This is a genomic window from Cupriavidus sp. USMAA2-4 (genome assembly GCF_001854305.1).
Classification (GTDB): domain Bacteria; phylum Pseudomonadota; class Gammaproteobacteria; order Burkholderiales; family Burkholderiaceae; genus Cupriavidus; species Cupriavidus malaysiensis.
Genome location: NZ_CP017748.1, coordinates 2,878,214 through 2,896,900, shown reverse-complemented (window position 1 = coordinate 2,896,900; position 18,687 = coordinate 2,878,214). Strand labels below are relative to the sequence as shown.

Sequence of the window (18,687 nt, the reverse complement as noted above, 5' to 3'; positions counted from 1 at the left end):
CGATAATCGGACGATGCAACAGGGTTCCCTGCTTCACACTTGCGTTCCTGGCGGTGATGCGGCAGGCTTTTGGCATGCGTATAGTACGATACGCGCAACAAATCGGGAGAATGCAATGGGAATGGTTTCGGAATTCAAAACTTTCGCGATGCGCGGCAACGTCATCGACCTCGCGGTCGGTGTGATCATCGGCGCTGCCTTCGGGAAAATCGTGGATTCGGTGGTCAACGACCTGATCATGCCCATCGTGGGCCGCATCATCGGCAAGCTGGACTTCTCCAACCTGTTCGTCACCTTATCGGAGCCACCAGCAGGAACACCGATGACACTGGACGCCCTGAAGAAGGCCGGCGTCCCGGTGTTCGCCTACGGGAATTTCCTGACCATCGTCGTGAATTTCGTCATTCTCGCGTTCATCATTTTCCTGATGGTGCGCGGTTTCAATAAACTGCGCGCCCAGGAGCCGCCTCCCGCACCGGCCCCGACGCCGGAAGAAGTGGTGCTGCTGCGCGAAATCCGCGACAGCCTGAAAGCCAAGTAAGGATTTACCCGTAGGACACGGCCCACAGCCGGTAAAAATATTGCGGCGCCGCATGTTATTGCGGCGCCGCAATATTTAAACACCCGTTCCGACCCGGTTTTCTTGCGCCAGATCAAATGGGATGGATTCTTCGCCCGGCAAGCGACAAACCGGGGCCGCGGGTCGCCGCGCTCAGACCGGATTCGGGATGTCGATGAAGGTGTGGCTGAGGCCGAAGCGGTCGGCCAGGTGCTCACCCAGCGCACGGATGCCGAAGCGCTCGGTGGCATGGTGGCCGGCGGCCAGATAGGCCACGCCGCTCTCGCGCGCCAGGTGCGTGGTCTGCTCGGAGGCCTCGCCGCTCAGGTAAGCGTCGACCCCCGCCGCCACTGCGGCATCGAAATAGCCCTGGGCCCCGCCGGTGCACCAGCCGATGCTGCGGACCATCTGCCCAGGCTCGCCCAGCACCAGCGGCTCGCGCCCCAGCACGCCGCCGACATGGGCAGCGAAGGTCGCGAGCGGCATCGCTTGCGGCAGCGAGCCGGACCAGCACAAGTCGTTGTCGCCGAAACGGCCATGCGGCGTGAGCCCGAGCTGCAGCCCGAGCTGGGCGTTGTTGCCCAGTTCCGGATGGCCGTCCAGCGGCAGGTGGTAGGCGAACAGGTTCAGGTCGGCACCGAGCAGGCGTTTGAGACGGGCGTGTTTCTGCCCGATCACGCGGGCATCCTCGTTCTTCCAGAAGTAACCGTGATGGACCAGCAGGGCATCGGCGCCGGCCTCGATGGCAGCCTCCACCAGCGCCAGGCTGGCAGTCACGCCCGTGACGATATGCCGCACTTCGGCACGCCCTTGCACTTGCAGGCCGTTGGGGCAATAGTCCTTGTAGCGAGACGCCTCGAGCAGATCGTTCAAGTACAATTCCAGCTCTCTGGTTTTCATTTTCCGCTCAAATTCCCAATATGTTGCGCCGATTTTGGCTGTTTTTCGCCCAGGCTGTCACGGTCGTGCTGGCGGTCTGGTTCGTCGTGGCCACGTTGAAGCCGGACTGGCTGCAGCGCGGCCGGGTCGCGGTCCAATCCGGCTCTCCGATCGTCGCGCTGAAGGAAGTCGTGCCCAATGTGAGCGGCGGGTCCGCGGAGGGCTCCTATAGCGAGGCCGCGCAGCAGGCGATGCCGGCGGTGGTGAACATCTTCACCAGCAAGAACGGCCGCAAGCGCAGCCAGAACCCGCAGCAGCAGGAAGATCCCTGGTTCCGCTTCTTCTTCGGCGACCGCCTGCCCGAGCGGCAGGAACCCGTGTCGAGCCTCGGCTCCGGCGTGATCGTCAGTTCCGAAGGTTACATTCTAACCAACCACCATGTGGTGGACGGCGCCGACGAGATCGAGGTGGCGCTGACGGATGGGCGCAAGGCCAATGCCAAGGTGGTGGGCTCCGATCCGGAAACCGACCTGGCGGTGCTGAAGGTGGGCCTGAAGGACCTGCCGGCCATCACGCTGGGACGGATCGAAAACGTCAAGGTGGGCGACATCGTGCTGGCCATCGGCAACCCGTTCGGCGTCGGCCAGACGGTGACGATGGGCATCGTCTCGGCGCTGGGCCGCAGCCATCTGGGTATCAATACCTTCGAGAACTTCATCCAGACCGATGCGGCCATCAACCCGGGCAATTCGGGTGGCGCATTGGTCGATGCGCGCGGCAACCTGCTCGGCATCAATACGGCGATCTATTCGCGCTCGGGCGGCTCGCTGGGGATCGGCTTCGCCATCCCGGTATCGACTGCCAAGCAGGTGATGGAATCGATCATCTCCACCGGCTCGGTCACGCGCGGCTGGATCGGCGTGGAGCCGCAGGACATGACCCCGGAGATCGCCGAATCCTTCGGCCTGGAAGCCAAGGAAGGCGCCCTGATCGCCGCCGTGGTGCAGGGTGGCCCGGCCGACAAGGCAGGGGTGCGTCCCGGCGATATCCTGGTCACGGTCGATGGCCAGCACATTGCCGACAGCACCGCGCTGCTCAATGCGGTGGCCCAGCTCAAGCCGGGGGCGGCGGCCAAGATGCAGGTCATGCGACGCGGCAAGCAGGCCGAGCTGACCGTGATGATCGGCAAGCGCCCGCCGCCGCCGCGCCGAGCCATGCAGCTCGACGAAGAAGAGGAATAAGCGGTACGCCATACGGTCCGCGCGCAGACCTCCGCGCCGGAAATACTGAAGCCCGCTGCCATGGCGGGCTTCTTTCTTGGGCGTCGGGAGCGCGTCGGCGGGAAAACCGCGCCCCCAGGGAAGCTTTGCCCTGAGGGGGCTGCCGACCGGCATTGGCTCATGCCGATCATGGCGGCCGGCGAAGCGGACATCGACGCAGCCGGAACGCCCCGTGGCGACGCCGGCAGGACCGCAGTTGCCACATCGCCGCCCAGCCCTCTGCCCAAGGCCTTCCATGGGCCATCCACGCTCAGGCATGTTGATGCGTTTGCGTGGCTCCAAAGGAACTCGCCACGCGCCAAAAACCTGCCTCCCCTCCCTGCTTCGACGACCCGAGAGGCGGCGCCCTCGGGCAGGCAGCTATGCGCTGCGGTGGGCTGCATCGGCCCCGCCGCACGCCAGGGCAATTGCCAGAGGAAGGGTCAGGCCACATCCGGAATGGGCGCTGCACGATAGCCGTGGCGCCTCCACGCAACGCCGGCGGCAGATGCGGGCCGCAGATGGGGCCGCAGAAATGAGAAAAGCCGGCTTCCTTGCGGAAGCCGGCTTTCGCCTGCAAGTCGATTCGAAGCGGGCTTACACCCGCGTCAAATTAGAACTTGTGACGGACACCAACCACGGCACCGAATTGGTTGCCGCCGGAGATGACGTTCGAAGCCGTGCTGCTGTTGTAACCATCGACGCCCAGCGACGAGCCGCTCTTGTTCTTGGTGTACGAGACCGAGGTGTACAGGTCGGTACGCTTCGACAGAGCGTAGTCGGCGGTCGCGACGAATTGCCACGGATCAGCCGAGGTGTTGCGGAAGTCTTGGTAGTAAGCGGCGCCGGTCAGCGACAGAGCCGGGGTCAGTTGGTAACCCAGACCCAGCCAGTACAGGTTGGCGGTGCTCACGACGCTGCCCGGGGCGGAAGCCACTGCGCCCGGCAGGGTTGCGCCGTTGTAGCCCTTCGCCCAGCGGTAGCCAGCGTAGACCTTGGCCGGACCGAAAGCGTAGGTACCGGCAACGCTTGCGCGGCGGATCGATTGGCCAGCCGAAGCAGCGGTGCTGCCGTTCGATTGGTCATAGGTCGCACCAACCGAGAACGGGCCGGCGCCGTACATGGCGGTGAAGCCGTACTCACGGCCAGCCGAGAACACGCCCGGGATTTCGTTGCCGTTGTTCTGGAAGCTGTACAGAGCGGCGACGGTCAGGCCACCGAAGGTACCAACGTACTTGGCGGCGTTGTCAGCACGCGAAGCGTATTCCGGAGCGATCGAGGTGATCGAGTAGCGGGTCGAGATCGCCATCGGATCGTAGACCAGGCCGAAATCATAGAACAGGGTCTGTTGGCGACCCAGGGTCAGGGTGCCCCACTGGTTCTGCAGGCCGACGTAGGCGTTACGGTTGAACAGACGGCTGGAGTCCGACTGGCCACCGGTGTCAACGTTGAAACCGCTTTCCAGGGTGAAGATGCCCTTCAGGCCGCCGCCCAGGTCTTCCACGCCACGCAGGCCCCAACGCGAACCGGACTGGTTGCCCGAGGTCATGCGCCATGCGTTCGACGATTGGCCGTTCGGACCCGGGGTGCGGTTGGTGTACTCGAGGCCAACGTCAGCCACGCCGTAAAGGGTCACGCTCGACTGGGCATACGCACCGCCGGCGGCCAGAGCGGCGACGGCAGCTGCAAACAGTTTCATCTTCATATCGACACTTTCCTTGTCAACTGATTGGGAAATCTTGGCTTGCCCAAGTGCTTGGGCGACGCACTTACTTAACGTCTGCTGCGTATTATGGGCCAGGCCCCCAGAGGCTCAGAAGGCTTTTTCGCGGTAAACACTGCGAATCAGCCCGATTTGTTGCGAGGGAGCAACAGACAAGTCTCCAATTTTCACCAAAGTGGTGCAAAAAATAGAGGTAAACCGAGGTACCCGTGGCCCTCCCACAGTCGGCTGCCGGCACGGTGGCCAGCGCCTCAGCGAGGGCCGCCGGCGGCTCAATCGGCCGTCGTGCCGCCCACGGCCTCCGGCGATTCCTCCGGCTTCAGGAAGAAGCGCGCCATCAGCAGGCCCAGTTCATACAGGGCGATCAGGGGCACGGCCAGCAGGAGCTGGGAGAGCACGTCGGGCGGCGTCACCACGGCGGCAATGATGAATGCGCCGACGATGACGTAGGGACGCACCTGCTTGAGCTTGTCGAGTTCCACCACGCCGAAGCGCACCAGCACGATCACCACCACCGGCACCTCGAAGGTGATGCCGAAGGCAAGGAACATGGTCATGGCGAAGCTGAGGTACTTGTCGATGTCGGTCGACATGTCCGCCCCGAGCGGCGCGTTGTAGTGCGCCATGAAGTGGAAGACCGTGGGGAAGACCAGGAAGTAGGCAAAGGTGACGCCGCACAGGAACAGCACATAGCTGCTGCTGACCAGCGGCAGGATCAGCCGCTTCTCATGCTGGTACAGGCCCGGCGCGACGAATTTCCAGATCTGGTACAGCACCCAGGGCAGTGCGATCAGGAAGGCGACCAGCAGTGTGACCTTCATCGGCACGAAGAAGGAACCGGTGACGTCGGTGACGATCATCCTGCCCCCCTTGGGCAGGGAGACCATCAGCGGCCGCGCGAAGAGGTTGAAGATTTCGGGCGCCCAGTAGACGAGGCCGAGGAAGATGATCAGCACGCCGGCCACCGCCTTGACCAGCCGCTCGCGCAGTTCGATCAGATGGGAGATGAAGGTTTCCTGCTGGTCGTCCTGCGGATCCGGCTCGGGAGAATGGGAGGAACGCGTATCGCTCATGGCGTGGATCGCTCAGCCGCGCGGGCCGGTAACGAGTAAGACTTGGCGGCGCGGGGCGCCGGGCTGTGGCGTGCCACTCGGGCCGGCCACGTCAATCGAAGAAAGAGCGGCCGGGGCCCGCCGCCGGCCGGTGGCGTTTGACGCGCGCCGCACCCGACTGTGCCCACATGCGCACATTCTGCTGCCGCTTGAACCACAGCGGCCGAGCGCCCTGCTTGACGCGCCAGCTCTTGCGGCCAGTGCGGACCTTGTGCGCCGCGTCCCACGAGGGCACGTAGCCAGTGCCGCCGCCGGGCTCGGCATGGCTTTCGCCGGACAGGGCCTCGTTCAGCGCCTGCGTCTGTTCGCTCACTTCCTTGTGGATGGTCCGCTCGACATCGCGCGCGGCTTCCTCGAACTCGGTGCGCATCTTGCGCAGTTCCTCGAGCTCGACCTCGCGGCTGACCTCGGCCTTCACATCATTGATATAGCGCTGGGCGCGCCCGACCAGCGCGCCGACCGTACGCGCCACCTTCGGCAGCCGCTCAGGGCCGATCACGATCAGCGCCACGGCACCGATCAGCGCGAGCTTGGAAATACCGAGGTCGATCATGCGGGCTTCGGGACAGGAAGAGGGACCGGCGCCGTGGCGCCGGAAGCGGAAAGGATCACGTGCGCCGCCGCGCGAACGTGGGCGGAACGCGCATCACTTCTGCTGCGACGACTTGTCCTTGGCCTCGACATCGATGGTGGTCGAGTCGCGCAGTTCCTTGGGCTGGGCGGACTGGGCCGGCTTATCGGCAGCGTCGCCTTCGCGCATGCCGTCCTTGAAGCCCTTGACCGCGCCACCCAGATCCTGGCCGATGTTGCGCAGCTTCTTGGTGCCGAATACCAGCATCACGATCAGCAGCACGATCAGCCAGTGCCAAATGCTCAACGAACCCATTTTCTATCGCTCCTGATGGCGCCGCGGACAGCCCTCCGGCCGTCCCGCCCCGTTTGTTCCGTCCTCACAAGCCTGCGCCGGGCGACGGTTGCCGGCGCGGCACCCGGCCGCCGTCAAACGGACCGCGGCCTGTACCTCCTTCTCCTGCTCGCTCCCGGCCGGCGCAGCGGCATCTTCCACTGCACGCATGGACCACCCTCGCCTGCGGGTACGGTTGATGGACGGCTTGTCCGTCTTCCGGCCCCGCGCCGATCATGGTACGGCACCGCCGACACTGCGCCAGCCCATGCCAGTCCGGGCACTCTCTACACCATTTTAGCAAGCAAGCCGCCTTCGCCGGGGCCGCAATTGGCCGGCGAGGCGGGATGCCTCCCCGGACCATGCAGGAAGTGTACCGGCGCCTTGAGATGAAGCCACCGGACGTCGGGCATCGCCCCATCCCTGCTGCGCCCTGGCGCCTGGTCCGCCCCGCGCCGGCCGGCTGCGGCCTAGCAGAAGTGACGATTATCCCGCGTGTTCATGAAAATCTCGTGGTTCGGGTGGAGTCGGATCAGGCGGACCGGGGAAGCGAAGCCACGTGGGCAGGCAGGCGGCTCAGAACGAGCCGTCCGGGTACATCGGCTTGCCATCGTTCAGGTAGAGCCAGCCCTTGACGATGCGGTACAACATCCACAGCGACAGCACGCCCCAGACGGCGAAGGCTGCCGGAATCAGCACCACGGTGAAGAACAAGGCCCCACCCAGCACCGCCCAGGCGATCGACCACCAGAAGGAGCGGATCTGCCAGGCGAAATGCGAGGCATAGAGGCTGCCGCGCGCGTCGTCGCGCTTGACGTAGTCGACGATGATGGCGACCAGCGCGGTAATGCCGCCGGTCAGCCAGAAGATGGCGTACAGGGCATACAGGATGTGCAGCAGCTTGCGCAGGCTGTCGAGCTGCGCGCCGGAAGGCAGGACCTGGCCGCTGGATTCGTTGCTCATGTGCGTCCTTCTCCTTGTTGTGCGGGGCAAGTGCCGGCCGGCGCGCGGCTCTCCGCGCGACCAGCGGCGTGGGCCTCGCCGTGGGCCTTATTGCGACCGGCTCGCCTTCTCTTCCAGCCCCGACAGGCCTTCGCGGCGCGCCAGTTCGCGCACCACGTCGTCCGGGGACAGGCCGAAGCGCGCCAGCAGCACCATGGTGTGGAACCACAGGTCGGCCACTTCGTAGACCACCTTGCCCTTGGCCTCGTCCGACAGGCCGGCGGCGCGCGCGTCCTTGGCCGCCATCACGGTCTCGGTCGCTTCCTCGCCGATCTTCTTCAGGATGGCATCGTCGCCCTTGTGGAACAGGCGCGCCACGTAGGACTTGTCGGGATCGCCACCCAGTTCGGGCTTGCGCGACTCCAGCGTGGCGGCGATGCGCGCCAGGATATCGGTGCCGCTCGGGGATGCGCTCATGGCTTGGCCGCGTAGATCTGGGTGGGGTCCTTCAGGACCGGCTCGACCGTCTGCCAGTCGCCGTTCTCCGCATCGCCCTCGAACTTCTGGAAGAAGCAGGCGTGCCGTCCGGTGTGGCAGGCAATGCCGTCGATCTGGGTGACCTTGAGCAGGACCACGTCCTCGTCGCAGTCGAGACGGATCTCATGCACCTTCTGCACATGGCCGGACTCCTCGCCCTTGTGCCACAGGCGTTTGCGCGAACGCGACCAGAACACCGCCTCGCCCAGCTCCACGGTGCGCTGCAGCGCCTCGCGGTTCATGAAGGCAAACATCAGCACGTCATTCGAGCCGACTTCCTGCACGATCACCGGCACCAGGCCGTTGTCGTCCCATTTAACCTTGTTGAGCCACTTCTTTGCCATCTTGCTTCGCCGTGATCAGATCCGCACCGGAATGCCCTCGCGGGCCATGAACGCCTTCGCCTCGCCTACGGTGTGCTGGCCGTAGTGGAAGATGCTGGCCGCCAGCACCGCATCGGCATGGCCCAGGCGGATGCCGTTGGCCAGGTCCTGCAGGCTGCCCACGCCCCCCGATGCGATCACCGGCACCGGCACGGCATCGCTGACGGCACGCGTCAGTTCGAGGTCGAAGCCGCTCTTGGTACCATCGCGGTCCATGCTGGTCAACAACAGTTCGCCCGCGCCACGCTCGGCCATTTCGCGTGCCCACTGCACCGCGTCCAGGCCGGTGGCCTTGCGCCCGCCGTGGGTGAAGACCTCCCAACGCGGCGGCTCACCCGGCGCCGAGCTACGCTTGGCGTCGATGGCGACCACGATGCACTGCGAGCCGTACCTGGCCGTGGCGTCCGACACCAGTTGCGGATTGGCGATGGCGGACGAATTGACACTGATCTTGTCCGCGCCAGCATTGAGCAGCCGGCGTACGTCCTCGACGGCGCGCACACCGCCGCCCACAGTCAGCGGGATGAAGACCTGGGAGGCCACGGCCTCGATGATGTGCAGGATCAGGTCGCGGCCGTCGCTGGTCGCGGTAATGTCGAGAAATGTGATTTCATCGGCACCCTGCTCGTCGTAGCGGCGCGCGATTTCGACCGGGTCGCCTGCGTCGCGCAATTCGACGAAGTTGACTCCCTTGACCACCCGCCCGTTGGTCACGTCCAGGCAGGGGATGATACGTTTGGCTAGCATGAGATTCCTTGTCCGGCCCTGCCCCGGCTCGCAGCCGGGGCGGCCGGCACGGCGCGCCGTGCGCGCGTTGCCCTATTGCTCCGCGCCCAGCTTGTCAGCGCGGGCCTGCGCGTCGGAGAAGTTCAGGTCACCCGAGTAGATCGCGCGGCCGCAGATCACGCCTTCCACGCCATCACCCTCGACCGCGCACAGGTGATCGATGTCGGCCAGGTTGGAGAGGCCGCCACTGGCGATCACCGGGATCGACATCGACTGGGCCAGCTTGACCGTCGCCTCGATGTTGATGCCCTGCAGCATGCCATCGCGACCGATATCGGTATAGATGATGGCTTCGACGCCGTAGTCCTCGTACTTGCGGGCCAGGTCCACCACTTCGTGGCCGGTCAGCTTGCTCCAGCCGTCGGTGGCGACCTTGCCGTCCTTGGCATCGAGGCCAACGATGATGTGGCCGCCGAAGGCCGAGCAGGCATCCTTCAGGAAGCCGGGATTCTTCACTGCCGCGGTGCCGATGATGACGTAGGACAACCCGTCGTCGAGCCAGCGCTCGATCGTGTTCAGGTCACGAATGCCGCCGCCCAGCTGGACGGGGATTTCGCCCCCCACCTCGGCGATGATCGCCTTGATGGCGGCTTCGTTGCGCGGCTTGCCCACGAAGGCGCCATTCAAGTCGACCAGGTGCAGGCGACGAGCGCCCTGCTCCACCCAGTGACGTGCCATGGCGGCGGGATCCTCGGAAAAGACGGTGGCCTGGTCCATGTCGCCTTGTTTGAGGCGTACACACTGACCGTCCTTCAGGTCGATGGCCGGAATGAGCAACATATGCGTGACGAGCGTGGTTGAGTAGAAAAAAGGGAACAAGACCGGCGGACCGGTCGAGTCAGGTCAGGTCAGTTCGGGTCGATTCAAGTCAGAACAGGTCGATCGGTCAAGGGCCGGATCCTCACGGATTCCAATGCACGAAGTTCCTGTACAGCTGCAGACCCATCGCGGCGCTCTTTTCCGGATGGAACTGCGTGGCAAAAATATTATCGCGCGCCACGGCACTGGTAAACACGACGCCATACTGCGTTTCGCCTGCCGTATGGGCCGGGTTGTGCGGCCGCACGTAGTAGCTGTGGACGAAATAGAACCAGCTGTCGTCCGGGATCCCCTCCCACAGCGGGTGGGCGCCGACCTGCCGGACCCGGTTCCATCCCATCTGGGGAACTTTGAAGCGGGAGCCGTCCGGCTGCGTCATGCCGTCCAGCTCGAAGCGGATCACTTCGCCGGGCATCAGTCCGAGGCAGGGGGTGTCGCCCTGTCCGGCGCGGCGCTCGGTACTGCTGTCGAACAGCATCTGCTCGCCCACGCACACGCCCAGCATCGGCTTGCTGGTCGCCGCCTCCAGCACGGCCTGCTGCAGGCCCGAGGCCCCCAGCGCGCCCATGCAGTCCGGCATCGCACCCTGGCCGGGCAGCACCACCCGGTCGGCGGCGCGGATACCCTCGGGGGCATCCACCACCCGCACGTCCGCTTCCGGCGCCGCGGCACGCAGTGCCTGCGCGACCGAGCGCAGGTTGCCCATGCCGTAATCCACAATTGCTATGGTAGTCATGATTTCAAAACAGGCAAAAGGGTCTTCAGCCCGTCCACAATGAATTCCACGGCCAGCGCCGACAGGATCAGGCCCATCAGGCGCGTGCCGATATTGATGCCGGTGCGGCCGATCACCCTGGAAATGGGGTCGGCCGCGCGGAATACCAGATACACCACCGCCCCCAGCACCACGCCGATGGCGACCAGCACCAGCAACTGGTACCAGTGCTGGGTCTTGCCGGCATAGACGATCACCGTGCTGATCGAGCCCGGCCCGGTCAGCAGCGGCAGCGCCAGCGGCACCACCGCCACGCTGGCCTTGGCCTCGGCCTCGTCCTCCTCCTCGGGCGTGGCCTTGGTGCGGCTGGTCTGGGCGTTGAGCATGTTCATGGCCATCATGATCATGATCAGGCCACCGCCGACCTGCAGGGACGCCACCGAGATATTGAAGAACTCGATGATCTGCTGCCCCAGCAGCGCCGACACCGCCACCACCACCGCCACCGAGATCGATGCGATCTTGATCGTGTGCAGCTTCTCGGTCTCGGACTGCTGGTCCGTCAGGCTGATGAAGAACGGGATCGCCCCGATCGGGTTGATCAGCGCCAGCAGCGAGATGAACGACTTGAGGGTATCCATCGGTTGCGTGCGGCCGGCTTGCCGGCCAATCCAGGCGCCTCGCGGCGGTTCCGCCCCCCCGGCGCGCCGGGGGACGGTTCTGCTTACAGCGTCCCCTTGGTGGACGGCACGGTGCCCGCTGCGCGCGGATCCAGTTCCACCGCCATGCGCAGCGCCCGGCCGAAGGCCTTGAACACGGTTTCGCACTGGTGGTGGGCATTGATGCCGCGCAGGTTGTCGATATGCAGCGTGACGCCGGCATGGTTGACGAAACCGCGGAAGAACTCGATGGTCAGGTCGACATCGAAGCTGCCCACGCGGGCGCGCGTGAACGGCACGTGGAATTCCAGGCCCGGGCGGCCCGAGAAATCGATCACCACGCGCGACAGGCATTCGTCCAGCGGCACATAGCTGTGCCCGTAGCGGGTGATGCCCTTCTTGTCGCCGATGGCACGTGCCACGGCCTGGCCGAGCGTGATGCCGACGTCCTCGACCGTATGGTGGTCGTCGATATGCGTATCGCCCTTGGCCTCGACCTCCAGGTCGAACATGCCATGCCGGGCGATCTGGTCCAGCATGTGGTCGAGGAAGGGCACGCCGGAGGCCAGCTTCTGGCGTCCGGTGCCGTCGAGATTGAGCGAAACGCGGATCTGCGTTTCGGAGGTATTGCGGGTGACCTCTGCAACACGCATGGTGTTAATCCTGCAACGAGGCACGGAAGGCCTCGAGAAACTGCGCGTTCTCTTCGGGGGTGCTGACCGTGACGCGCAAACAGTTGGCCAGCAACGGGTGCATTTTACCCACGTTCTTGATCAGCACCTTGCGCGCCAGCACTCGGTCGAAGATCTGTGCGCCATCGGGCACGCGCAGCAGCAGGAAATTGGCCGCGCTGGGGAAGACGGTGACCCCGGGCAGCGCCTGCAACGCCGCCACCAGGTTCGCGCGTTCCGCGCGCAACCGGGCCGCCTGCTCGTCGAGCACGGCGACATGCTCCAGCGCGAACAGCGCGGCGGCCTCGGTCAGCACATTGACGTTGTATGGCGGACGCACCTTGTCGAGCTGCGCCAGCCATTCCGGCGCGCCGGCCACGTAGCCCAGGCGGATGCCAGCCAGGCCAAGCTTGGACACGGTGCGCATCACCAGCAAGTTGCCGAAGTCCGCCAGGCGCGGCATCCAGCTCTGCTGGGCGAAGGGCTGGTAGGCCTCGTCGACCACCACCAGGCTCTGGCAGACGGCGCCGTCGGCGGCGCGCAGGATGGCCTCCATGTCGGCTTCGTCGAACAGGTTACCGGTGGGATTGTTCGGATAAGCCAGGTAGATGATGGCGGGCTGGTGCTCGGCCATGGCCGCCAGCATGGCGTCGCGGTCGAGCGTGAAATCCGCGCGCAGCGGCACGCCGACGAAGCCCAGGCCGGCGAACTGCGCCGACATCGCGTACATGACGAAGCCCGGCACCGGCGCCAGCACCTTGGCGCCCGGCTTGGCGGCGGCCAGCGACAGCATGCTGATGATTTCGTCGGAGCCGTTGCCGAGCAGCACATCCATGCCGGCCGGCACCTGCATCACCGCCTGGAGCCTGGCGCGCAGCGCGTCGCTGCTCGGCACCGGGTAGCGGTTGAGCGCGACCTCGCCCAGGCGGGCGGACAGTTCGGCGCGCAGCGCGGGCGGCAGCAGGTAGGGGTTCTCCATGGCGTCGAGCTTCACCAGACCATGCGCGTCCGGCACGTGGTAGGCGCCCATGGCGCGCACGTCGTCACGGATGATGCGTTCGATCAGGGAAGGCTTTACGGCAGACATGGAAGGTCCTCTCGGGTGGGTTGCCGCCGCCCGGCAGGGCGGCGGCGGGTGGAATCAACTGCGCTTGATACGGTACTCGGCGCTGCGTGCGTGGGCCTGCAACCCCTCGCCGTAGGCCAGTTCGGCGGCGATCTGGCCCAGCATCTGCGCACCGCCCTCGCTGACCTCGATCAGGCTGGAGCGCTTCTGGAAATCGTAGACGCCCAGCGGGGAAGAGAAGCGCGCGGTGCGCGAGGTCGGCAGCACGTGGTTGGGGCCGGCGCAATAGTCACCGAGCGACTCGCTGGTGAAGCGGCCTAGGAAGATGGCGCCGGCATGGCGGATCTTCTCCGCCCACTGGCGCGGATTCTCCGCGGAGATCTCCAGGTGCTCCGGCGCGATCGCGTTGGCGATCTCGCAGGCCTCGTCCATGTCGCGCACCTTGATCAGCGCGCCGCGTCCGGACAGCGAGGCGGCAATGACGTCGCGGCGCGGCATCACATCGAGCTGGCGCTGGATGCTGGCCTCCACCGCGGCGATGTAGCGGGCGTCCGGGCACAGCAGGATCGATTGCGCCAGTTCATCGTGCTCGGCCTGCGAGAACAGGTCCATGGCCACCCAGTCGGGATCGGTGGTGCCGTCGCAGATCACCAGGATCTCGGACGGCCCGGCGATCATGTCGATGCCCACCGTGCCGAACACGCGGCGCTTGGCGGCCGCGACATAGGCATTGCCCGGACCGACGATCTTGTCCACCTGCGGCAGCGTGGCGGTGCCGTAGGCCAACGCCCCGACCGCCTGCGCGCCACCGATGGTGAACACGCGGTCGACGCCGGCGATCTGCGCGGCGGCCAGCACCAGCGGGTTGCGCACGCCGCCCGGCGTCGGCACCACCATGATCACTTCCTTGACGCCGGCCACGCGCGCGGGAATCGCGTTCATCAGCACCGACGAGGGATAGGCGGCCTTGCCGCCCGGCACGTAGAGGCCGACGCGGTCGAGCGGCGTGACCTTCTGGCCGAGCACCGTGCCGTCGGACTCGGTGTACTCCCAGCTGTGGCTGCCGCATTCGATCTTCTGCTTCTCGTGGTAGGCGCGCACGCGCGCCGCCGCCGCCTCCAGCGCCGCGCGGCGCTTGGGCTCGAGCTCGTCGAGCGCGGCTTCCAGCTCCGCCTGCGACAGTTCGAGCGCGCCCAGCGAGGCGGCCTCGACGCGGTCGAAACGCTGCGTGTATTCCAGCACCGCGGCATCGCCGCGCGCCTTCACGTCGGCCAGGATCTGCGCCGCGGCGCGGTCGATGGCTTCGTCTTCCGAAGCCTCGAACGCCAGCACCTCGCGCAACGCGGCGGCGAAGCCCGCCTCGCTCGAATCGAGCTGGCGGATCACCACGTGTTCGGTACGGTTTTCAGTCATGATGGCTATCCCCTGGGGCAAGCGGCGGCTTCAGGCCAGCGCCGCCGAGGCCCGTTCGAATGCGTCGAGAATCGGCGTGAGCCGCTCGCGCTTGAGCTTGAGCGCGGCCTGGTTGACCACCAGCCGCGACGAAATCTGCACGATCTCCTCCACCTCGACGAGGTTGTTGGCGCGCAGCGTGCCGCCGGTGCTGACCAGGTCGACGATGGCGTCGGCCAGGCCCACCAGCGGACCCAGCTCCATCGAGCCGTAGAGCTTGATCAGGTCGACGTGCACGCCCTTCTTGGCGAAGTGCTCGCGCGCGGTCTGCACGTACTTGGTGGCGACCGCCAGGCGCGCGCCCTGGTGCACGGCACTGGCATAGTCGAAACCAGCCGGCACCGCCACCGACATGCGGCACTTGGCGATATTGAGGTCGATCGGTGCATAGAGGCCCGCCATGCCGTGCTCCATCAGCACGTCCTTGCCGGCCACGCCGAAATCGGCGGCACCGTACTGCACGTAGGTCGGCACGTCGGAGGCGCGCACGATGATGACGCGCACGTCCGGATCCGTGGTCGGCAGGATCAGCTTGCGCGACGTCTCCGGATTCTCGGTGACGCGGATGCCTGCAGCCTCCAGCAGCGGCATCGTCTCGGTGAAGATGCGGCCCTTGGACAGAGCCAGCGTCAGCTGGTTGGCGGGGCGGATGGCGAGATTCATGGGTGTCCTCGGGATACTCAGGCGATGCGGCGGATCTTGGCGCCCACCGCCGACAGCTTGTCTTCGATGCGGTCGTAACCGCGGTCCAGATGATAGATACGGTCGATGACGGTCTCGCCTTCGGCCACCAGCCCGGCGATCACCAGGCTGGCCGAAGCGCGCAGGTCGGTGGCCATCACCTTGGCACCGGACAGGCGCGGCACGCCGGTCACCACCGCCGTATTGCCCTCCACCGAGATATTCGCACCCAGCCGGCTCAGTTCCTGCACATGCATGAAGCGGTTCTCGAAGATGGTCTCGGTGACGCGCGACGTACCTTCGGCGACCGCGTCCAGGGCCATGAACTGCGCCTGCATGTCGGTCGGGAAGGCCGGGTACTCCGAGGTACGGAAGCTGACCGCGCGCGGGCGCTGCGGCATCGCCAGGCGGATCCAGTCCTCGCCGCTGTCGATGCGCGCGCCGGCTTCGCGCAGCTTGTCCAGCACCGCGTCGAGAATGGCCGGGCTGATGCCGCGCAGCGTCAGGTCGCCGAGCGTGGCGGCAGCCGCGCACAGGAAGGTGCCGGCCTCGATGCGGTCGGCAACCACGTCATGGCTGGCGCCGTGCAGGCGCTCGACGCCCCGCACCACCAGCCGGTCGGTGCCGATGCCCTCGATCTGCGCGCCCATCTTGACCAGCAGGCGGGCCAGGTCGGTCACCTCGGGCTCGCGCGCGGCGTTCTCCAGCACGGTCTCGCCGTCGGCCAGCGTGGCGGCCATCAGCAGGTTCTCGGTGCCGGTCACGGTGATCATGTCGGTCACCACGCGTGCGCCCTTGAGGCGCTTGGCACGGGCATGGATAAAGCCATGCTCGATGGCGATCTCAGCCCCCATCGCCTGCAGGCCCTTGATGTGCTGGTCCACCGGCCGCGCCCCGATGGCGCAGCCGCCGGGCAGCGACACGCGCGCCTCGCCGAAGCGGGCCACCAGCGGCCCCAGCACCAGGATGGAGGCGCGCATGGTCTTGACCAGCTCGTAGGGTGCCTCGGGCCGGTTGACGCCGCTGCCGTCCAGCGTGACGGCGTGGCCGTCCTGCTCGGCCTTCATGCCCATCTGGCGCAGCAGCTTCAGCGTGGTGCGCACGTCCTGCAGGTCGGGCACGTTGCCCAGCGAGACCGTGTCGGCGCAGAGCAGCCCCGCGCACAGGATCGGCAGCGCGGCGTTCTTGGCCCCGGAGACGCGGATCTCACCGCGCAGCGGGCCGTTGCCCTGGATCTCAAGTTTGTCCATGTTCCGTCGTTTGGTGGAAGGCCGGCGGGCCGGCAAGGGACGCTCGCGCTGCGGCGGCACATGCCGCCCCGTCGCTCCGCCCTGCGTGCCCGCGCGCTTCCGGTTGCTCTTACTTGCCGTCGGCCGCCTGCCATTCGGCGGGCGTCAGGGTCTTCATCGACAGCGCGTGGATCTCGGCCTTCATGCGGTCGCCCAGCGCCGCGTAGACGCGCTGGTGCCGCTGGATGAGGCGCTTGCCCTCGAACTCCCCGCTGACGATGGTGGCGAAGAAGTGCTGACCGTCGCCCTCCACCTGCAGGTGTTCGCATGGCAGACCTTGGGCGATATAGTCCCTGACTTGTTCCGGTGTAGGCAGCATGTCTTTCTCTTTGTTTCGTCTCGTTACGTCTGATCGCTTGGCTTGCGGTATAGGAATCGGCAGCGGCGCGGGGGAGCGCCTCAGCCTCAATGCCGCAGCTTGTAGCCCGACTTCAGCAGCCGCAGCGCCAGCGCCGCCAGCACCAGGAAGGCGGTCCCGACCACGGCCAGGCTGAAGACCGGGTCGGCGTCGGACACGCCGAAGAAGCCGTAGCGGAAGCCGTCGATCATGTAGAAGAACGGGTTCGCATGCGACACCCCTTGCCAGAAGGGGGGCAGCGAGTGGATGGAATAGAACACGCCAGACAGGAAGGTGGCCGGCATGATCAGGAAGTTCTGGAACGCCGCGAGCTGGTCGAATTTCTCCGCCCAGATGCCGGCGATCAGGCCGAGCGTGCCGAGGATGGCGGCGCCCAGCACGGCAAAGGCCAGGATCCAGCCCAGGTGGGCGAAATTCAGGTGCGCGAACCAGGCGGTGACCAGCAGCACGCCGAGCCCGACCGACAGGCCCCGCACCACGGACGCCAGCACGTAGGCACTGAACATCTCCCAGTGCGACAGCGGCGGCAGCAGCACGAACACCAGGTTGCCGGTGATCTTGGACTGGATCAGCGAGGACGAACTGTTGGCGAAGGCGTTCTGCAGCACGCTCATCATTACCAGGCCGGGCACCAGGAAGGCCGTATAGCTGATCTGGTCGTAGACCTTGACGCGGTCTTCCAGCACGTGACCGAAGATCAGCAGGTAAAGGATGGCCGTCAGCACGGGCGCGGCCACGGTCTGGAAGCTGACCTTCCAGAAACGCAGCACTTCCTTGTAGAACAGCGTGCGGAAACCCACCAGGCCGCCGGGCGCCGAGACGGCGGCCGGCAGGCGGCGCGCGGCGTCGCTCACGTCGAATTCCACGGGCGCCTTCATGCTGCCACCTCCATTGCGGACGCCCCCTGGGCGCCGGGCATGTCGGCCTCGCGGCGCATGATCTGGACAAACACGTCTTCCAGGTCGGCCTTGTTGATTTCCATGTCTTCGATCTCGCAGCCGGCCTCGCGGCAAGCCGCCAGGATGGGTTCCACCGCCGCATAGCCCGACAGGCGCAGGCGCACGCCGCGCTCGCCAGGGTTGGCGGGCATGCGCAGCGCCTCGAGCTCCTGTGGCAGCGTGCCGCTGGCCAGCGTCAGCTGGAGCTGCAGGCCGGCGAACTGGGTCAGCAGGTTGCTGGTGCGGTCCAGCGCCACCACCTCGCCGAACTTGAGCATGGCGATGCGGTCGCACAGCGCCTCGGCTTCTTCCAGGTAGTGGGTGGTCAGGATCACCGTGTGGCCCTCGCGATTGAGCCGCGCGATGAACTTCCACAGCGTCTGGCGCAACTCCACGTCGACGCCGGCGGTCGGCTCGTCGAGCACGATCACCGGCGGGCGGTGCACCAGGGCCTGGGCCACCAGCACGCGGCGCTTCATGCCACCGGAGAGCTGGCGCATATTGGCATCGGCCTTGTTGGTCAGGTCCAGGTTGGCCATCACCTCGTCGATCCAGTCGTCATTGCGCGTCAGGCCGAAATAGCCGGACTGCAGGCGCAGGGTCTCGCGCACGGTGAAGAAGGGGTCGAACACCAGTTCCTGCGGGACCACGCCCAGCATGCGGCGCGCCATGCGGTAGTCGGACACCACATCGTGCCCGAGCACGCTGACGCTGCCCGAGTCGGCGCGGTTCAGGCCCGCGAGGATCGAGATCAGCGTCGTCTTGCCTGCGCCGTTGGGACCGAGCAGGCCGAAGAATTCGCCCTGCTCGACGGAGAAGCTGACGCCCTTGAGCGCCTGCAGGTTGCGGTAGCGCTTGCGAACGTCGGTGAGTTCGATGGCTTTCATGGCCGGGTACTGTGGGGCTGGCAGGCTCTGCGGAGCCGGCCGGCCGGGACTGGGCGGGACTGCCGCCG

General features: G+C 66.2%; 22 protein-coding genes. 2 read left to right on the top strand and 20 right to left on the bottom strand.

Features of this window, described 5'->3' with window-relative positions:
• The first annotated feature begins 115 nt into the window (after positions 1 to 115).
• Positions 116 to 541, top strand: coding sequence for a large conductance mechanosensitive channel protein MscL (gene mscL / locus BKK79_RS12770; RefSeq protein WP_071010004.1), 426 nt, complete (start codon positions 116 to 118; stop codon positions 539 to 541).
• A 171-nt stretch (positions 542 to 712) separates the two neighbouring features.
• On the opposite strand, the gene BKK79_RS12765 is transcribed toward mscL, so the two are convergent.
• A complete protein-coding gene (locus BKK79_RS12765) occupies positions 713 to 1,459 on the bottom strand; it encodes a Nif3-like dinuclear metal center hexameric protein (protein WP_071037818.1) in 747 nt (248 codons plus the stop codon).
• 20 nt (positions 1,460 to 1,479) lie between these two features.
• Here BKK79_RS12765 and BKK79_RS12760 point away from each other — a divergent pair, with 20 nt between their 5' ends.
• Positions 1,480 to 2,679 carry a Do family serine endopeptidase gene (locus tag BKK79_RS12760; protein WP_071010008.1) on the top strand — a complete coding sequence of 400 codons (1,200 nt, stop codon included), beginning with the start codon at positions 1,480 to 1,482 and terminating at the stop codon, positions 2,677 to 2,679.
• A 631-nt stretch (positions 2,680 to 3,310) separates the two neighbouring features.
• Here BKK79_RS12760 and BKK79_RS12755 read toward each other — a convergent pair.
• The 19 genes from BKK79_RS12755 to BKK79_RS12665 all read right to left on the bottom strand — a co-directional run bounded on the left by BKK79_RS12755 (position 3,311) and on the right by BKK79_RS12665 (position 18,619).
• Positions 3,311 to 4,402: a porin gene (locus BKK79_RS12755; RefSeq protein WP_071010010.1), complete on the bottom strand. Its 1,092-nt coding sequence runs from the start codon at positions 4,400 to 4,402 to the stop codon at positions 3,311 to 3,313.
• 290 nt (positions 4,403 to 4,692) lie between these two features.
• Positions 4,693 to 5,493 carry a twin-arginine translocase subunit TatC gene (tatC, locus tag BKK79_RS12750; protein WP_071010012.1) on the bottom strand — a complete coding sequence of 267 codons (801 nt, stop codon included), beginning with the start codon at positions 5,491 to 5,493 and terminating at the stop codon, positions 4,693 to 4,695.
• Between the two features lie 91 nt (positions 5,494 to 5,584).
• Positions 5,585 to 6,085 carry a Sec-independent protein translocase protein TatB gene (gene tatB, locus BKK79_RS12745; RefSeq protein WP_071010014.1) on the bottom strand — a complete coding sequence of 167 codons (501 nt, stop codon included), beginning with the start codon at positions 6,083 to 6,085 and terminating at the stop codon, positions 5,585 to 5,587.
• 93 nt (positions 6,086 to 6,178) lie between these two features.
• Positions 6,179 to 6,418: a Sec-independent protein translocase subunit TatA gene (gene tatA / locus BKK79_RS12740; protein ID WP_071010016.1), complete on the bottom strand. Its 240-nt coding sequence runs from the start codon at positions 6,416 to 6,418 to the stop codon at positions 6,179 to 6,181.
• 594 nt (positions 6,419 to 7,012) lie between these two features.
• Entirely contained in the window at positions 7,013 to 7,399 is a 387-nt protein-coding gene (locus BKK79_RS12735; RefSeq protein WP_071010017.1) for a DUF4870 family protein, read from the bottom strand.
• 87 nt (positions 7,400 to 7,486) lie between these two features.
• A complete protein-coding gene (locus BKK79_RS12730) occupies positions 7,487 to 7,855 on the bottom strand; it encodes a phosphoribosyl-ATP diphosphatase (protein ID WP_071037817.1) in 369 nt (122 codons plus the stop codon).
• Complete coding sequence (gene hisI, locus BKK79_RS12725; RefSeq protein WP_071010021.1) at positions 7,852 to 8,259, bottom strand: phosphoribosyl-AMP cyclohydrolase; 408 nt, start codon at positions 8,257 to 8,259, stop codon at positions 7,852 to 7,854. The genes BKK79_RS12730 and hisI overlap by 4 nt, the downstream gene beginning before the upstream one ends.
• Positions 8,260 to 8,274: 15 nt before the next feature.
• Positions 8,275 to 9,045: an imidazole glycerol phosphate synthase subunit HisF gene (hisF, locus tag BKK79_RS12720; RefSeq protein WP_071037816.1), complete on the bottom strand. Its 771-nt coding sequence runs from the start codon at positions 9,043 to 9,045 to the stop codon at positions 8,275 to 8,277.
• Between the two features lie 72 nt (positions 9,046 to 9,117).
• The gene (gene hisA / locus BKK79_RS12715; protein WP_071010024.1) at positions 9,118 to 9,864 is read right to left on the bottom strand and encodes a 1-(5-phosphoribosyl)-5-[(5-phosphoribosylamino)methylideneamino]imidazole-4-carboxamide isomerase; all 747 of its coding nucleotides are present in this window, start codon (positions 9,862 to 9,864) and stop codon (positions 9,118 to 9,120) included.
• A gap of 121 nt (positions 9,865 to 9,985) precedes the next feature.
• Positions 9,986 to 10,639 (bottom strand): imidazole glycerol phosphate synthase subunit HisH, encoded by a 654-nt coding sequence (hisH, locus tag BKK79_RS12710; RefSeq protein ID WP_071037815.1) that lies wholly within the window; start codon positions 10,637 to 10,639, stop codon positions 9,986 to 9,988.
• Positions 10,636 to 11,259 carry a YchE family NAAT transporter gene (locus BKK79_RS12705; protein WP_071010027.1) on the bottom strand — a complete coding sequence of 208 codons (624 nt, stop codon included), beginning with the start codon at positions 11,257 to 11,259 and terminating at the stop codon, positions 10,636 to 10,638. The genes hisH and BKK79_RS12705 overlap by 4 nt, the downstream gene beginning before the upstream one ends.
• Before the next feature lie 83 nt (positions 11,260 to 11,342).
• A complete protein-coding gene (gene hisB / locus BKK79_RS12700) occupies positions 11,343 to 11,930 on the bottom strand; it encodes an imidazoleglycerol-phosphate dehydratase HisB (RefSeq protein WP_071010029.1) in 588 nt (195 codons plus the stop codon).
• Positions 11,931 to 11,934: 4 nt separating this feature from the next.
• Positions 11,935 to 13,035 (bottom strand): histidinol-phosphate transaminase, encoded by a 1,101-nt coding sequence (gene hisC / locus BKK79_RS12695; RefSeq protein ID WP_071010030.1) that lies wholly within the window; start codon positions 13,033 to 13,035, stop codon positions 11,935 to 11,937.
• A gap of 54 nt (positions 13,036 to 13,089) precedes the next feature.
• Positions 13,090 to 14,427, bottom strand: a complete 1,338-nt coding sequence (gene hisD, locus BKK79_RS12690) for a histidinol dehydrogenase (protein ID WP_071010032.1) — start codon at positions 14,425 to 14,427, stop codon at positions 13,090 to 13,092.
• Between the two features lie 30 nt (positions 14,428 to 14,457).
• Positions 14,458 to 15,129: an ATP phosphoribosyltransferase gene (gene hisG, locus BKK79_RS12685; protein WP_071010034.1), complete on the bottom strand. Its 672-nt coding sequence runs from the start codon at positions 15,127 to 15,129 to the stop codon at positions 14,458 to 14,460.
• Positions 15,130 to 15,146: 17 nt separating this feature from the next.
• Positions 15,147 to 16,397 carry a UDP-N-acetylglucosamine 1-carboxyvinyltransferase gene (murA, locus tag BKK79_RS12680; RefSeq protein ID WP_071010036.1) on the bottom strand — a complete coding sequence of 417 codons (1,251 nt, stop codon included), beginning with the start codon at positions 16,395 to 16,397 and terminating at the stop codon, positions 15,147 to 15,149.
• Positions 16,398 to 16,506: 109 nt separating this feature from the next.
• Positions 16,507 to 16,755: a BolA family protein gene (locus BKK79_RS12675; protein WP_071010038.1), complete on the bottom strand. Its 249-nt coding sequence runs from the start codon at positions 16,753 to 16,755 to the stop codon at positions 16,507 to 16,509.
• 86 nt (positions 16,756 to 16,841) lie between these two features.
• Entirely contained in the window at positions 16,842 to 17,672 is an 831-nt protein-coding gene (locus BKK79_RS12670) for an ABC transporter permease (RefSeq protein ID WP_071010039.1), read from the bottom strand.
• Positions 17,669 to 18,619, bottom strand: a complete 951-nt coding sequence (locus BKK79_RS12665; RefSeq protein WP_071010041.1) for an ABC transporter ATP-binding protein — start codon at positions 18,617 to 18,619, stop codon at positions 17,669 to 17,671. The genes BKK79_RS12670 and BKK79_RS12665 overlap by 4 nt, the downstream gene beginning before the upstream one ends.
• Positions 18,620 to 18,687 lie beyond the last annotated feature (68 nt).